Genomic DNA, 12,868 nt, shown 5'->3' with positions numbered 1-12,868 from the left:
AATATTTTATATATTAAGTTATAACGTGGTTATAATAAGGAATATCAAAAATGTCGTATTTGAATGTTAAACACCAAATTCGAAAGAAATTAAGGAGGGTCAATGATGACAATAGGACAATTGTTAAAGCAATATCGAATTGAGAGTTTGAAAACTCAAAAAGAATGGGCTGGTAATACGATTAGTACATCATATTATTCAAAAGTTGAAAAAGATCAGCATAGAATTACAGCTGAGGATTTGATTGCATTACTGCGTGCTAATAACATTAAATTGTGGGAATTTTTTAGCAAGCTTAGTCAAGAAGATAAAGTAAAATATGATGAAAATAGAGATATTGGCGAGGCGATTAATGAAGCGTTTTATCATAATGATAAGGATCAGCTTAAGGATATTAAAAATGTCATTGCAAATAGCGAAATAGCTGATAAAGAAGATCAGTTGCTATTTATAGATGCACTAATAGCTTTAGTTGGTAATCACGTAGAAGATCTTGATGAAAAAGAACGAATTAAGTTGAAAGAAAAGATTTTTAATATTTCTAATTTTGACGAAAATAAATTAGATTTGTATTGTAACTTGATGCCATTTTATGATCTCGATAGCAACCTGTTAATAAGTCGGCGAGTGATCACACAGTTTCGCCATTCTGGAAGTTCGAATGTTCAAGAAACAATATTAGGAATAGCGATAAACATGTTAATTATGTGTATTGAGAAAAGTAGATATGAAGAAACAAAATTCTTTATTCAGGCAGCTGATCAAATTAGTACTAAACCGAACTTATTTTTTTATAAAAACTGCATTTTTATACTTAAAAATATAGTGAATTATCACTATGAAAGAAAGGCTGAGTATTTAAATAAAGCTCGAATGGCAATTGATCACATTAGTTCGTTAGGCATGCCGGAGTATAGTAAAGATATGAAAGACATTCTTGATAAATATGGGAAAAATTAAAAAAAGTCGTATTTGATATTTAAAATTCAAATACGACTTTTTTATTATCTTCTGTTAAATCGAAAATATACTTAAGCTACAAAGTTTAAAACAGAGGAGATGAAGTACATCAACTTTTGGTTGGGTCGTTATCATTCACAGCTAAGTAACAAGGATGAAAAAAAACGACGAAAAATCAAACATCAGGTAATTACAAATGGAGTACTGATAGAATTTAAAATCATCACTTTATAAAGTAATATAATTAAAAAACGTTAGAAAGGAGAAATCGATATATCGATATAACGAAATTATTTAGAACTAGCCCACTATGGTTTTTTCAAATATAACTTTATTTAGAAAAGAACTAATTTCCTGTAAAAAATCACACGAAAGTAAATAATTGTGTGATAACCAATAGTATTAAAAACATTGCCATGCACGGCAATGTTTTATTTGTTATGTGCCAAAAAGAATATAAAATCAAGATAAGAAAGAGTACTAGTCAGATAGTGATGTGAATCCCAAAATTAGGACACTTTATATTAGCTATTAACTGAGGACTAACTGCCGATATTCAAGCGGAGTTAGTCCTTTATTGTAATTTTATGATGTTTTATGATGTAGAAAGTAATGTGATAATTTCTAGAGGGATAATTAAACAATTTCAAGGATCAAATGATGTGAAAATTTTAGAAATGCTTTTAACTGTTATTGGTAATTTGTTAATCCAGTGCATTGAAGAAAAAAAGTATGATGAAACCAAATTCCTAGTCAGAGCAGCAAATCAAATATCAACCAAACCAGAATTGTTCTTCTATAAAAATGTCATAGTATTACTTGAAAACATGATTATGTACCAATATGACGCTAAGGATAAATATTTACAGATTTGTCATAAGGCAATTGAAAATTTTTCTTTATTAGGGATGCCTGAATATGGCAAGGAAATAACTAGATTTTTTGAAAAGCAAAAATAAAAATATCGTATTTAATTTTAAATTTGATGTAAGCCCCAAAAGTTAAACAGCTTTTGGGGCTTTTTTATGATTAATTAGCTAAACAAAAACTCTTACTATGGTATATGTCAGTGGAAACAATTTATTCGAAATAGTAAGAATTAGTCATTAGCTAACAGCTATAAACTACCTAATTTTAGGGTTCACATCATCAGTACTCAAGTATTTTTTAGTAACATTGCCATTTTTTGCATAATTTTCATTATAATTAAAGTGGTGCGAGAAGTTAGTATAATTCAGAAATAGTAATGGCAAGCTTGAAGCAGAAATTAAGTATTAAATTCTACGCTGGAATAATTATTATTGGCTTGATTTTACGGGTATTGGTATCCTTTCTTTAAAGCCTACGACAAGCAGCTTTATGAAAAAGAGCAAAGTGTTTCTCAAAATTAAATTTAGAAATGAGGTATAAAAATGAGTTTTAAGAAAGATTTTTTATGGGGTGGCGCGACTGCCGCTAACCAATATGAAGGAGCCTTTGATGTTGACGGTAAAGGACTTAGTGCTGCAGATGTGATCACACAGGGTTCCTATGAAAATCCTAGAAAAATAACATGGAAAAACCCTAAAACTGGGGAAACAGGTTATGTGCCTTTAAGCATGGATATTGATAAGATGAACTTTCCTGAGAATGCTGTGCCAGCTGTTCTTGATGGGTATTACTATCCTAGTCATAAATCAACGGATTTTTATCATCATTATCGAGAAGATATCAAGTTAATGGCTGAGATGGGTTTTAAATGCTTTAGAATGTCTATCAACTGGACCAGAATTTTTCCTAATGGCGATGATGAAGAGCCTAATGAAAAGGGATTAAAATTCTATCAATCTGTTTTTGAGGAACTGCAAAAGTACCATATTGAGCCGCTAGTAACTTTGTCACACTATGAAATGCCACTAAATTTAACGATTAAATATGGTGGTTGGAATAATAGAAAATTAATATACCTGTTTACTAGATATGCTGAAACGGTAATGAAGCGTTATAAAGGTCTAGTTAAATACTGGCTGACATTTAATGAAATAAACGCCTTAAATTTTTCAGGTTATATGGCAGGTGGAATTTTAAATCCCACTTCTCAAGATATTGCTCAGGCTGCTCATAACCAGTTTGTAGCAAGCGCCTTAACTGTAAAGGCTGGTCATGAAATAGATCCTTATAATAAAGTTGGTCAAATGCTCGCATTTACAGCAGAGTATCCGTATACTTGTGATCCTGCAGACCAGATAAAAGTTATGAATGATATGCACAGCTTTTTGTTTTATTCTGACGTGCAAACTGGTGGCAGGTACCCAGAATATAAGATTGCAGAATATAAGAGAAATGGTATAAAGCTTGATGATTGTCCAGAAGACTACGATTTACTGAAAGAATATTCAGCCGACTTTTTAAGCTTTTCCTGCTATTCTTCATCTACAACTACAGTTCATAAGGATCAAGCTGCTACAGCTGGTGGCAATTTCGCAGCAGGTGTTAAAAATCCCTACTTAAAGAGTAGTGAGTGGGGCTGGCAAACTGACCCTTACGTATTGCGCTATGCTCTTAATGTATTGTGGGACCGTTATCATAAACCGCTTTGGATTGTTGAAAACGGCTTGGGAGCGCGTGATCAAGTCACTGAAGATGGCAAGATTCATGATCCGTATCGCATTGAATACTTACAAAGTAATATTAAATCTATGAAAGAAGCCGTTGATATAGATGGAATTGACCTTATGGGTTATGAAATGTGGGGCTGTATTGACTTAGTTTCTGCTGGCACGGGTGAGATGTCTAAAAGATATGGTTTCGTTTATGTAGACCGGGATGATCAAGGAAACGGTAGTTTGAAGCGTATACCAAAGGATTCTTTTAACTGGTATAAAAAGGTCATCGCTTCTAACGGTGAAGATTTATCTAATTAGCCGGATCCTTGTAAGAAAGCAATTAATTCAGTAAATTTTAGGCTAAAAATTGGTTTCAGCTACATTAAAAAGCTCTATTTTTAAAAAAGTAGGGCTTTTTTGTGTGCAATTTTACACGTGCTCCGAATTTTTATACTTTTTAATAAAAAACTTAAAATTTCGAATACGACATTTTTTTAGTGGTCTTGCTTTGTTAATGTAACATTATGATAATAAAAAAATTAAAACAAGGAGAAAAAAATGACTAAATTTAATATTCGTGGTGGCTTTGGCGATACTACTAAGCCAGATGTAAATACTCGTGAACAAGATAACCTTTACTTGGCTGTAAATTCAAAATGGCTAAAGGACAATCCTGTCCCTGCAGGTGAGCCGTGGATTAGTAGTTTTGATATAGCAGATAAACAAACGCGTAAACACCTTTTAAAAGATTTTTCTGCTTTTGTTGCTGGTAAAAAACCAGTTCCCCAAGTTAAGAATCTTAACAAAGCAGTTGAATTTTACCGGGTAGCTGAAGACGAAGAAAAAAGAGCTGCTGACGGTGCTGCTCCAATTAAGGAAGACTTGACTTTTTTAACCAGTCTCAATAATTTAGCTGATGTCAATAAGAACTTAACGAATTTGTTGCTAGCCGACAACTTGCCCTTCAAATTTGAAGTGGAACCAGATTTTAAGGATGCACAACTAAATATTGTCACTTTTTACCGGCAAAATTTGATTTTGGCCGATACCAGTTATTATGGTAATGAAAAAACTGCCGACTTGCTTGATGTTTGGCAAAAGCAAACCATTAATTTGCTGGTAATGAGTGGTATTAAGCAGGCTGAAGCTGAACAATACGCCACAGGAGCAGTTAAATTGGATCAGCGTTTGGCGCAGGTTTATCAATCAGCAGAGTATAATTCTAAAATTGAAAATATGTATCATCCAATGGGTCTGACAGAATTTGCAAACCAGAGTAAAAATATTCATTTAGCTGATTTGATGAAAGAAAATGGACTTGAAACTGCTAAGAAAGTTAATGTTACTGAGCCAGGCTATTTAGCTAAATTTGATGAATTGTTTAATGAAGAGCATTTTGCTGAACTAAAGGGTTGGCTAATCGGGTATTTTATTAATCAAGCAGCTGGATATTTATCACGTAAATTTAGAAAGGCAATACTGCCACTAAGAAAAGCAATGTACGGCATAGATTCTTTAGTTACAGACGAGCGCTTTGCTTATGATGAGACGGTCAGATTATTTGGCGATGTCATTGGTCAATATTATGGTGAAAAATACTTGGGTGCTGAAGCCAAAGCTGATGCTACTAAAATTGTTAAGAATATGATTGCGGTTTACCAAGATCATTTAAAAAAGAATACTTGGCTGTCAGATACCACTAAGAAAAAGGCATTAAAGAAGCTAGATACTTTAGTCTTAAAAATTGGCTATCCAGAGCATGTTCAAGGGTTTTATGACAAATTCAAAGTAACACCGGCTTTAGAGGGTGGCAGCTTATATAGTAATGTTAAAGCAAATAGCCAGATTAAGCTTAAGGATAACTTTGCAGATATTAACAGACCCGTTGACCGCACACTTTGGATAATGTCGGCGGTAGAACCAAATGCTTGTTATAATCCGCCAAGTAATGACATTACCTTCCCAGCACTTTTACTGCAAAAGCCTTTTTATGACCTACAGCAAGATCGTGCAGCTAATTACGGTGGTTTTGGTGCAGTTGTAGGTCATGAAATTTCGCATGCGTTTGACAACAACGGTGCTCAATTTGATGAATTAGGTAATATGAAAAACTGGTGGACTGATGAAGACTATGCCGAGTTTAATAAAAGGGTCGAAGCTGAAATTAAACTATTTGACGGTGTTGAGGTCGGTACGAGCAAAATCAACGGTAAATTAACAGTTTCAGAAAATATTGGTGATCAGGGTGGCTTGACAGTAGCTGTTGCAGCTAATAAGCAAGAAGGTGGAGACGCCAAAATTTTGTTTGAAAACTATGCGCGAATTTGGGCAACAAACGCTAAGCCTGAATTTTGGCAATTAGTCGCCGCATCTGATGTTCATGCACTTTCTCAGGCTCGAGCAAATGTGCAGGTACAATGTCAAGATGAGTTTTATCAAGCTTTCAATGTTAAAGAAGGAGACGGTATGTGGCTTGATCCGGATAAACGAGTACAAGTCTGGTAAAATTTGATACTATAAATTAAGTATTTTTTAAGAAAATCAGCTCCTGCTTTGTGCTAAAACAGATATAAGTCCAGCACGTGATGCTAGAAGAATAGTAAAAATAATTTTTTAGGCAGGAGAAAATAATAATGAAAAATATTCAAAGACTAACTACTATATTGGCAATTGTTTTGTGGCTTGTTGTGATTGGCATTGTTGCAGTTGCTATCTCTAACAATCAGTTGTGGAGTATGGCTCCGGTTATTGCATATAACCGACCGCAGAATGCTCTTGGTTGGTTAATTGTAGCTGCTAGTGCGGCAACAGCGGTCAGTGTAATTTTAAAACTGACAAGGGATAAGTAAGATAAAAAGGGAATATTGTGCCATTAAAATTGCCCTAAATAAATATGCGACCGGAAAAGGAAAGGCTGCTGGTTTTATTTTTGAACCAGCTCATAGAAACCTAGCGCACAAAAAAGTATTTTTCTCAGAATAAATGTTCACAAGTTATTTCTTTGGAATATTTCATTATATTAAACGGAAACAACCCTTAAGAAGTTGCCGCTGCAATAAGCAAAAGAAAATAAATAAGACAAAACACCTGACAAGATTTGAATATTGTCAGGTGTTTTTGATGGGAGAGTAATACTAAAGTATAATTATCATTAAGTTAATAATAATTATGATGGCTCAATTTAAAACTTTTTAGATAATGATCAAATAAGAGAAAAATACTTGTGAACCAAAGGAGGCTAAAAATGAGTAAGATAAAGATTTTGGTAACTGGAATTGTCCCAGATGCAGGTCTAACGGAGTTAAAAAAGAATTTCACAGTAACTTGTAAACCAGAAACAGTTGGTAGAGCGTGGGTTTTAGCGCATTTAGCTGAATACGATGGGTTGATACTTACTGGAATGAAAGGCGATCGGGAACTGATTGATGCCGGCACTAATTTAAAAATCATTACCGCTAATGGCGTTGGCTTTGATCACATTGATATTGATTATGCAAAGCAAAAAGGAATTGTTGTGGCCAATTGTCCTAAAAGTGTCCTCATTCCCACTGCTGAAATGACATTTGCCTTAATGTTAGCAACTGTAAGACGCCTGCACTTTTATGACAAAACAATTCGTCAAGGAAAATGGGTTAATGTTTCTCAGCCGGAAAATATGGGAACAGGGCTCCAGGGGAAGACGCTAGGCATTTACGGTATGGGGCGCATTGGTTCTCAGGTAGCAAAGTATGCCCAAGTTTTTGGCATGAAAGTTATTTACCATAATAGACATCGTTTAAGTTCTGCAGAGGAAGCAAAAAAGAATGTTCATTATGTAGATTTTGCTACTTTAGTTAAAACAGCTGATGTAATTACTCTGCATGCTCCTGCAACTCCTGCTACAGCAGGCGTTTTCAACGCCCAAGTTTTTAAACAAATGAAAAAGACAGCTTATATTATCAATGTTGCTCGGGGTAAATTGATTAAACAAAATGATTTAATTGCCGCTTTGCAAAACGGTGATATTGCTGGAGCAGGGTTAGATGTCTATGAAACTGAACCCAATGTGCCACAAGCACTCTGCGAATTAGACAATGTAATTTTGTCACCTCACGCGGGTTCTGGCACCCTGGCTGCTCGCACAAATATTACTACTGAGGCTTCACAAAATCTAATTTCATATTTAAGGGATCACAAGCCATTAAACCAAGTTAATTAGCACAAAATAAGTATGAATAAAAACCAAGTTTTACTTGGCTTTTTTCTTTTACTGTAATATATATGAAGCTAACTACATGAAGTATACTTCATGTTAATGAGAAGGTGAGATTATCAAAAATTTAGTTAAGGAAAATAGAAAAAAGCTGCACTTAACGCAGCGTGAACTTGCCGCTAAAGTGGGTGTTACTGAGCGAACGATTATCTCAGTAGAAAAGGGGAAATATAAGCCCTCACTCGTCTTGGCGTATAAACTGGCGCAAGTTTTTAAAACTGATATTGCAACCTTATTTTGTTTACAGGAATATATAGAAAAAGAATAAGAATAAGAAAAGAAAGCTCAAATATTATTTCTCAGCATCCTTTTTTACATTATTAGCACTTCTTGAGTTGGCGCTGATCAGTTTAGAGATTCTGCAGCACCGCAGACAAACCGATATACCGAAAAATATTATTTATGCAGTTTTTGCTATTAGTTTTGCTGTTTATCTTTTTTATAAAGCCAAAACTGTGGGCACAGATAAAGATGATGAAGACGAGCGTGATGAGTTTATTGCAGTGAAAACTGATCACCAAATGTATAAAATAGCTAACTGGTTAATTTATATTCTGAGCCTGGTCTTTCTAATTGGGGCGGCGTTCATGTATGAAGCTCAAGGGTTTACGACACTGGTCATAATATTGATAACCATTGCCGCTACTTTAAGTGTTTTATGGAACTTATTATTATTAATTGAGGTAATTATGGGTATTACTAATGAACTTAGAAATTAGTAAGGTCTAAGTATTTACAGGGTTATAAAACTGGTTTTGCATTTTAGTATAAAATTTGTCCCACTTACATTCCTGATAGTGACCTCTTAGTTAAATAGTATTGTAATCACGGTTCTTCTCAAGTTTAATTAATTTATCATCTTTATGAATGAAAAAATTATTAACAAAACTGAGGGAGAAAAATAATGATTTACCATAACTATTCACATTTAAAATTCTTTTGGCTCAATGTTTTCGGTTTGATATACAGTACTTTAAATATCTTTGCTGCTTATATGCTTAGCAATTTGATCAATATGGCAACCAAAAGACAATTTTCAGCTTTACCTTCTTTAATGCTGCAGATCATAGTAGCTTTAACTATCATCTTAATTTCAGGATTAATATTTAATTACTTAAAAACCGATGCAGTTAAGCAGATTAACACAAAGTTGAGATCTAAAGTGCTGAAAGGGATGCTGCTAAATAAAGAAGAAGACAGCTCTGATTTAGGTTTTTTAACTAACGACTTTAAGTTATTAGAAGCTAATCGTTATGAAGCTGAAATTGAAATTCTGATCTATGCCTATACCGTTATTTTGGCACTGGGTTATGCTTTATATTTAAACTGGTTTGTTACCTTAATTTATTTCGTGGGCTCAGCAATCCCTACAATCGTCTCCAACTTTTTTCAAAAACCAATTCAAAAGGCATCAGGTGATTGGACTAAGGCCAACGACAAGTATGTCAGCCAAACCAAAAATATTTTAGCTGGCACCGGAACTTTTAACTTATACGGCAAGCAAGACAATGCTGTTAAGCAGAATAAACGTGCCGTTGAACGCCTGGAAGAAAAACTGGCCAAAATGAATGTGCTGAATAATAATACTAATACCTATCTTAATGTTATTGCGATTGCCAGTGCCTTTTTACTACCATTTGCTTTTGGGTCATTCCTGGTAGTCAATGGTCAAATTACACTAGGGGCATTATTTGCCATCACCCAGCTTTCTAACTCATTTGTTAACCCTATCCTGCAAATTTTAAATGAACGAAACAATTTATCTACCACGAAGGGTATCGTTAACAAGATCAAGCAGTTTGTTGCTAAAGGGGAACAAAAGCCGCAAAATGGTGTTGCTACTGACGATTTTAAACAATTAGAAGTGAAAAATCTGACTTTAAAACGGCAGGGTAAAGAACTAGCTAGTCAAATTAATTTTGCAGTTGCAAAAGGACAAAAAGTTGCGGTCGTTGGACCTTCTGGCTCTGGTAAATCCACCATGCTCCAATATTTAATGTATGGCGATTATGGTCAGGCACAAGAAGAGTTGCTTAATCAAAAAGCAGTACAACCAGGTACTTTTACTAATGTGTTTGCATATTCAAGCCAAAGCGCGGTCATCTTTGCCGACTCATTATGGTTTAACCTTACGTTAGGTGTGGACATTCCTAGAGAAAGGGTAACAGAAGTTTGTGAACATTTAGAATTAGGACAATTGGTTAAAGAAAAAGGTTTTGACTACCAACTAGGTGATAATGCTGACCAATTATCAGGTGGGCAATTAGCGCGAATTGAACTGGCAAGGGCTATCTTAGCCAAACGTCCAATTTTATTACTAGATGAAGTCAACGCTTCTTTGGACAAGGCAACCTCTCAAGCAATTCATGACTACTTGTTTGATTCGGATTTTACTTTCATTGAGGTTATTCACCATTATGAACCGGCTGAACTAAAGCGTTATGATGCTGTAATTGATTTTAATGATTATATTGGCAATCATTAAACTATAAAACTACTATAGAAAAATATTTTTGTAATTTGAATTGCAGAAATAGATAAATTATCTTATAATCTGTATAAATAAAAGATCATTATTCTTCGGAAGTATAACCTTGTAAAAGACCTAGTTATATAGTCTTTTAGAGGTGATACTTCCTTTTTTATATAAAAAGAGTTTACAATATGAAAATTTTTGTAACAGGTTCTACTACTGGGTTAGGTTTTTTAGCAGTTAAAAAATTGATTGAAAATGGTAATGAAGTTTATTTACATGCTCGAAATAAAGAAAAAGCAATTTATGTAAAAAACAAATTACCACAAGCAAAAAATGTTTTTATAGGTGATTTAGGAAAAAGGTCAGAAGTTATTAGACTTTCAAAAGAAATAAATAAATTGGGTCAACTGGATACTATTATTCATAATGCAGGTGTATATAGTTCGAATAATGAGCTTATTTTTAAAGTGAATGTTTTAGCACCTTATATAATGTCCTCATTAATCAGAATTCCTAAGAAAATAATATTTACTTCATCTAACATGCATTTAGGTGCGAGCTTGGAAATTGATCAAATAGAGAAGGATACGGACTACTCTTCTTCTAAGCTGCAGGTACTTTTGCTAGCTAAAAGCATAGCAAGGCTTTATAAAAATACTATTGTGACTACTGTAGATCCGGGTTGGGTACCAACAAGAATGGGAGGATCACAAGCAACGGACAGCTTAATTCAGGGTTATTCAACGCAAGTATATTTGGCAACATTAGATAATAATGCGGTTTCAGGCAAGTACTTTTATCATTTAAAAGAAACTAATTATGACGCTAGAGTTGATAATATTGACTTACAAAATAAGTTTTTAGCAAAGATGTATCAAATAACTAAGCTAAAAATTTAGCTTTCAAAAAGTGTTACTATAAAAATGATACTTTATTTAATTCTTAATAATTAAGGAGACTATTATGGGATTTAATCAAAACTTTTTATGGGGTGGTGCAACGGCTGCCAACCAATATGAAGGAGCATATTTAGAAGATGGTAAAGGTTTAAGTACTGCGGATGTAATGACTAATGGCTCTTATGGAAAGCCTAGAAAAGTAACTTGGAAAAATTTGAAAACAGGTGCAACAGGCGCTAAAGACTTCTTATTTGGTTCAGGACAAAGAGTTGTACCTGAGGGAACAGTACCAGCTGTTATTGATCAAAAATATTACTATCCAAGTCATGAAGCATCAGACTTTTATCATCACTACCAGGAAGATATAAAGCTTTTTGCTGAAATAGGTTTTAAAACTTTCCGCATGAGTATCAATTGGTCAAGAATATTTCCTACCGGAGAGGAGAAAAAGCCGAATCAAAAAGGACTTGAATTTTATGATAAAGTATTTAATGAACTAAAAAAATATAATATAGAGCCTTTGGTAACTCTTTCTCATTATGAAACACCATTACACTTAGCAATTAAATATAATGGTTGGGAAAGTAGAAAGCTAATTGAACTATTTATGAGATATGCTGAGTTAGTAATTAATAGATATCATGATAGAGTCAAATATTGGCTGACATTCAACGAAATTAATTGTATGGATGTAAATCCATTCTTAGCAGGTGGATTAATTGATGGTTCAAAAGAGAAAAGAGCTCAAGCTGCACATAATCAATTTGTTGCTAGTGCTATGACTGTCAAAATGGCTCATGAAATTGATCCAGAATTAAAAGTTGGGGAAATGATAGCATATAGTCCAGTATATGCATTAACTTCAGATCCTAACGACCAGTTAGCAGCAATGAAAATGATGCAAGATACATTGTTCTATGCTGACGTCCAAACTGGAGGCTTTTACTCTGATTATAAGCTTCAAGAATATAAGAGAGAGCATATTAAATTAAATGATACTCCTAAAGATTACGAGTTAATTAATCATTTTAGAGCCGATTTCTTAAGCTTTTCTTGTTACACTTCAAATACAGTTACTACTCATAATGGAGAGACAGACTTTTCAGCTAATTTACAAGCTGGTGTGAAAAATCCATATCTTGAAACAAATGACTGGGGCTGGGCTTTAGATCCCAACTCGCTCAGAATAGCTTTAAATACATTATATGATAGGTACCATAAACCATTATGGATTGTTGAAAATGGTTTAGGTGCTATTGATAAAATAAATGAAAATGGAAAAATTGAAGATGATTATAGAATTAAATATTTAAAAATGAACTTAAAATCGATGCTTGACGCAGTTGAAAAAGATGGTGTTGATTTAATGGGATATACAATGTGGGGTTGTATAGACCTAGTTTCTGCAGGTACTGGTGAAATGGATAAGCGATATGGCTTAATTTATGTAGATAAGCATAATGATGGAAAAGGAACATATAAACGGATGCTTAAAAAATCGGCATATTGGTATAAAAATGTAATAGAAACGAATGGCCAATCACTTAAATAAAATTTAATTCAGGAAAATTAGTTTTGTGTTAGCTCTTAATTGTTTTGTTTACCAATACTAATGTAAGAAAGCTGATAAATGTCGGGTAAAGCGACAATTATCAGCTTTTTTGCATATAAAAGTTAAAACTGCAACATTTGCTGC

11 protein-coding genes are annotated in these 12,868 nt (G+C 33.7%); all 11 read left to right on the top strand.

What is annotated here, in order from left to right:
• The first annotated feature begins 102 nt into the window (after positions 1-102).
• Complete coding sequence (locus GYV61_RS01925; protein WP_174794549.1) at positions 103-960, top strand: helix-turn-helix domain-containing protein; 858 nt, start codon at positions 103-105, stop codon at positions 958-960.
• A 554-nt stretch (positions 961-1,514) separates the two neighbouring features.
• Positions 1,515-1,919 carry an Rgg family transcriptional regulator gene (locus GYV61_RS01920; protein WP_338084988.1) on the top strand — a complete coding sequence of 135 codons (405 nt, stop codon included), beginning with the start codon at positions 1,515-1,517 and terminating at the stop codon, positions 1,917-1,919.
• A gap of 453 nt (positions 1,920-2,372) precedes the next feature.
• The gene (locus GYV61_RS01915) at positions 2,373-3,863 is read left to right on the top strand and encodes a family 1 glycosylhydrolase (protein ID WP_174794547.1); all 1,491 of its coding nucleotides are present in this window, start codon (positions 2,373-2,375) and stop codon (positions 3,861-3,863) included.
• A gap of 240 nt (positions 3,864-4,103) precedes the next feature.
• Positions 4,104-6,050 (top strand): M13-type metalloendopeptidase, encoded by a 1,947-nt coding sequence (locus GYV61_RS01910; protein WP_174794546.1) that lies wholly within the window; start codon positions 4,104-4,106, stop codon positions 6,048-6,050.
• Between the two features lie 128 nt (positions 6,051-6,178).
• A complete protein-coding gene (locus GYV61_RS01905) occupies positions 6,179-6,394 on the top strand; it encodes a hypothetical protein (protein ID WP_174794545.1) in 216 nt (71 codons plus the stop codon).
• A 395-nt stretch (positions 6,395-6,789) separates the two neighbouring features.
• Entirely contained in the window at positions 6,790-7,743 is a 954-nt protein-coding gene (locus tag GYV61_RS01900) for an NAD(P)-dependent oxidoreductase (protein ID WP_174794544.1), read from the top strand.
• A 109-nt stretch (positions 7,744-7,852) separates the two neighbouring features.
• A complete protein-coding gene (locus tag GYV61_RS01895; RefSeq protein ID WP_338084987.1) occupies positions 7,853-8,065 on the top strand; it encodes a helix-turn-helix transcriptional regulator in 213 nt (70 codons plus the stop codon).
• A 67-nt stretch (positions 8,066-8,132) separates the two neighbouring features.
• A complete protein-coding gene (locus tag GYV61_RS01890) occupies positions 8,133-8,516 on the top strand; it encodes a hypothetical protein (protein WP_174794543.1) in 384 nt (127 codons plus the stop codon).
• Between the two features lie 185 nt (positions 8,517-8,701).
• Positions 8,702-10,282, top strand: coding sequence for an ATP-binding cassette domain-containing protein (locus GYV61_RS01885; RefSeq protein ID WP_174794542.1), 1,581 nt, complete (start codon positions 8,702-8,704; stop codon positions 10,280-10,282).
• A 179-nt stretch (positions 10,283-10,461) separates the two neighbouring features.
• Complete coding sequence (locus GYV61_RS01880; RefSeq protein ID WP_174794541.1) at positions 10,462-11,172, top strand: SDR family NAD(P)-dependent oxidoreductase; 711 nt, start codon at positions 10,462-10,464, stop codon at positions 11,170-11,172.
• Positions 11,173-11,236: 64 nt separating this feature from the next.
• Complete coding sequence (locus GYV61_RS01875; protein WP_174794540.1) at positions 11,237-12,724, top strand: glycoside hydrolase family 1 protein; 1,488 nt, start codon at positions 11,237-11,239, stop codon at positions 12,722-12,724.
• The last annotated feature ends 144 nt before the right edge of the window (positions 12,725-12,868 follow it).

It is taken from the genome of Lactobacillus melliventris, assembly GCF_013346935.1.
In the GTDB taxonomy this organism is placed as follows: domain Bacteria; phylum Bacillota; class Bacilli; order Lactobacillales; family Lactobacillaceae; genus Lactobacillus.
Note: the sequence above shows the minus strand (reverse complement) of the source record. Positions and strands in the feature narration are given on the sequence as shown.

Coding starts and splice junctions, on each gene's coding strand:
- GYV61_RS01905 (WP_174794545.1), top strand. CDS start 6,179: ATGAAAAATATTCAAAGACTAACTACTATATTGGCAATTGTTTTGTGG.
- GYV61_RS01880 (WP_174794541.1), top strand. CDS start 10,462: ATGAAAATTTTTGTAACAGGTTCTACTACTGGGTTAGGTTTTTTAGCA.
- GYV61_RS01875 (WP_174794540.1), top strand. CDS start 11,237: ATGGGATTTAATCAAAACTTTTTATGGGGTGGTGCAACGGCTGCCAAC.
- GYV61_RS01915 (WP_174794547.1), top strand. CDS start 2,373: ATGAGTTTTAAGAAAGATTTTTTATGGGGTGGCGCGACTGCCGCTAAC.
- GYV61_RS01900 (WP_174794544.1), top strand. CDS start 6,790: ATGAGTAAGATAAAGATTTTGGTAACTGGAATTGTCCCAGATGCAGGT.
- GYV61_RS01910 (WP_174794546.1), top strand. CDS start 4,104: ATGACTAAATTTAATATTCGTGGTGGCTTTGGCGATACTACTAAGCCA.
- GYV61_RS01925 (WP_174794549.1), top strand. CDS start 103: ATGATGACAATAGGACAATTGTTAAAGCAATATCGAATTGAGAGTTTG.
- GYV61_RS01885 (WP_174794542.1), top strand. CDS start 8,702: ATGATTTACCATAACTATTCACATTTAAAATTCTTTTGGCTCAATGTT.